Annotated in this window: 2 protein-coding genes; one reads left to right on the top strand and one right to left on the bottom strand. The window is 49.1% G+C overall.

The genetic code is table 11. The features are described from left to right. Window positions 1–269 precede the first annotated feature (269 nt). The gene (locus M3G15_RS21180) at window positions 270–2183 is read right to left on the bottom strand and encodes an amidase family protein (protein ID WP_260071999.1); all 1914 of its coding nucleotides are present in this window, start codon (window positions 2181–2183) and stop codon (window positions 270–272) included. A gap of 415 nt (window positions 2184–2598) precedes the next feature. Here M3G15_RS21180 and M3G15_RS21175 point away from each other — a divergent pair, with 415 nt between their 5' ends. After that, entirely contained in the window at window positions 2599–3030 is a 432-nt protein-coding gene (locus M3G15_RS21175) for a hypothetical protein (RefSeq protein WP_009226373.1), read from the top strand. The last annotated feature ends 111 nt before the right edge of the window (window positions 3031–3141 follow it).

Below are 3141 nucleotides of genomic sequence, written 5' to 3'. Positions count from 1 at the left end.
AGAAATCTCGATTTTTTGGCTAAAGCCTGCAAAAGTGCATTTATTTTTTCGTGATTTGGGGCAATGGAGCAAATCAGCGCAAAAAGCCTGCACTTTTGCAGGCTTTTTAGGCAAAACGGCAACTCCCCCTCAGAATAACTGCATTTTTGCAGGAATCGCGTGGAGAGGAAGGGCGTGCGTGTTGAAGCCGAGGAGAACACTAACGCTAAAACAAATGAACACTACCGGTATAACGGTAGTGCTCTCCTCAGTACTCTCATATAACAGAATTATGGCGTAAGTACAGGGGCGTGACGGTGATGAGTGCCTTGTTCGTAGCTATAGGCTAGTTTGATTAGTGTGCCTTCATCGAAGGCGCGACCGAGGAACTCGATGCCAACGGGGAGGCCGTCTTTTGTAAATCCGGCAGGGACCGTAATGGCAGGGAATCCCGAGAACGGGCTTAAGCGATTGTTGTTTCCGGATGATTGGCCCTCACCAATCAATGCCGGCGGCTGGGTGCTGGTCGGGTACACGATCGCGTCGAGCTTGTTGTCGGCCATCACCTTCAGTAGGGAATCTCGGGTGAGGCTGGTGCGTTTCAGCACGATGTCTTTGTATTCCTGAGTATCCAGCGATTCACGGGCCTCGCGGGCTTTCATCGATTGCTCTTGAGTTTTATCGTACTCTTCAGAGGCGATGATTTCAGCCAGGCTGTGGTAAGGGGCATTATCCCCGAGTTCCTCTAAGTAATCGTTTAATTGGAATTTGAACTCGTAGCCGCTTAAGCTCGGATATTTCATAATCTCCTCTAGATTCGGAATCTTGATATTCACGACTGTTGCGCCAAGGGCTTCTAATTCTTTAACGGCATTGGACACTACTTCGAAGACGGCTTTTTCTTGATCGTTGCTCTCCAGGAAGAGTTCCGTCGCTACGCCAATCCGTGTGCCTTTCAAACCGTTAGCATCAAGGAAGTCGGTGTAGCTCGTAGGAACGCGACCGACGCTATAGGAGGTGGCGACATCATCCGGGTCATAACCAACCGTGGCGTCGAGTAGGATCGCTGCATCCTCGACTGTCCGGGCGATCGGTCCTCCTACGTCTTGCGTCAAAGCGAGTGGGATAATTCCATCACGGCTGGATAAACCAATCGTTGGGCGGATCCCAACCAAGCTGTTGAAGCTGGAAGGAATACGGATGGAACCCCCTGTGTCCGTACCCAGGCCGGCGACAGCCAAGTTGGCTGCAATTGCCGCACCGGTACCGCCGCTGGAGCCGCCGGGATAATGATCGGGTGCGTATGGATTTTTCGTTTGCCCCCCTAACGAACTTGATGTTGTAATGCCAAAAGCAAATTCATGAAGATTCGTTTTGCCTAGGATGATCGCGCCGGCTTCTTTTAGCTTGGCGATTTGATCCGCATCTTGCGGAGGGATAGAATCCTTCAAGCAAAGGCAGCCTGCGGTCGTCGGCATGTCGGCGGTATCGAAGTTGTCTTTGACAAGGATCGGAATGCCGTGCAGAGGTCCTCTTGGTCCCTTTTCGGCTCGTTCTTGGTCCAACGCTTCGGCGATGTTGAGCGCGTCAGGATTGATCGAAAGGACAGCTTGCAGGGAGATCCCCTGATCGTCATATTTAACGATTCGATCGAGATACATCTGTACGAGTTGTTTTGAAGTCACCTTGCCTTGCTCCATAGCCAGCTGAAGCTCAGAAATCGTGGCTTCCGGAAGGACAAAGGGCTTTAAGTAGCTGACAACACGGTCGTGAAGCCGTTCTAGATCGTCCGCAGTGAGAGGGGCGCCAGGCAGGAACGAGGTATCCGAATAGCCTTTCATGAGTCCGGCCTTTTTGACGGCCCCAACAGATCCCGCGTAAGCTGCTTGGTCTGGAACGTCGCTGAAGGATTCAGGGGCATTCTCTAGCCCCAGCCATTGCTGAAGCAGTACAGCCGCTTGGCTGCGGAGCACACGGTTGCTGGAGACCTCCGGCATCGTAAAGGAGCCTCCTGCTTCGCCGGCAGCCTGCTTCATCGACTGACGAAATTGTTCGCCGGTGATAAAGGTTTGGCTTGCCGTAACCTTTGCTGTACCTGAAGCGGCCTGGGCTTGTGGAAGGTGTCCGATTCCAAGTTCTGTGACCAATACAGAAGTCAACAGAACTACGCTTCCTAGTTTAAGGCCTCGTCGATAACGATTCATAAAGGTTTCCCCCTCCTAGTGAAAAGTTGAAGTTTATGTGAACTATCATAAATTCATGTAAGATATAATGACAAAGAGGAGGACCATCTGTTAAAACGCATACATTAAGGAATATCGCAGTGAATTACAGTTTCTCTTAGGTTTTCTCCCGTTAAAAAATATTCATAATTAGAGAATAAAATGTTATATAATCTTACGTAAATATAACGCAATGATGTTTTTTCAGAAAATTCACTGTGCTATTTTCAGTTTCTACCAAAGGGAATGTAACCTTTTTGTTACCGACAGGGGTACGCCACCCGTTATAATTAGATTGGTAAATGAGCATCTAGGGCATTTAGCCTATCCGGAATCTATATCAGAATGACAACAGGAGTATTTTTCAGTATATAGGCAGGGTAAGGAGGAATGGATCATGCAGCGAAGAGGAGTCAAAATATCCTTATGCTTCATGTGGGGAGTCTTGATGATGATGGTAGTCATCGCAGGCTGTGCGTCTTCCGAGCCTTCGTGGACGGATTTTGTGGGAGCAACGGTTGAGAAGAATTTCCCTGTTCCTAAAGAGGCCAATCAAACGGAAACGGCTCTTAATAATTCGAAGATGGACTATGTTAATTATAGACTAACCGGACTTAAGGAAAGCAGCGAAATCCCCGAGGCCTATCAGAAGGTGATAGCGGAGTGGGGATGGAAGGAGAAGAAAGAAGAAAGCACCGGTTCAACTCGGGTGTACGAGAAGGGGAAGCAAATTGTTCAATTGACGCTTCACGATAACTCTTTTACCGTATTGGTCCCGAAAAAGGAAGCGAAAACAGTCATTCAAGGGTTGGAAAGCAGCAGCCCTTAGCATCAGAATTCGGATATGAAAGGCAACCGCCCCTCTACCGGACAAGCCCGGTACTGGAATGTGCTAAAGAAGACAAAAGGCCTGATCTCTGCATTTGCGCAGGGAGCAGGC

This window comes from Paenibacillus sp. p3-SID1389 (genome assembly GCF_025151705.1).
Lineage (GTDB): Bacteria > Bacillota > Bacilli > Paenibacillales > Paenibacillaceae > Fontibacillus > Fontibacillus phoenicis.
The sequence above is the reverse complement of the archived record's forward strand: the minus strand, read 5'-3'. Positions and strand labels throughout refer to the sequence as shown.

Bases quoted from the DNA above. Each gene is read 5' to 3' on its own strand.
- M3G15_RS21180 (WP_260071999.1), bottom strand. From the start codon at position 2,183: ATGAATCGTTATCGACGAGGCCTTAAACTAGGAAGCGTAGTTCTGTTG.
- M3G15_RS21175 (WP_009226373.1), top strand. From the start codon at position 2,599: ATGCAGCGAAGAGGAGTCAAAATATCCTTATGCTTCATGTGGGGAGTC.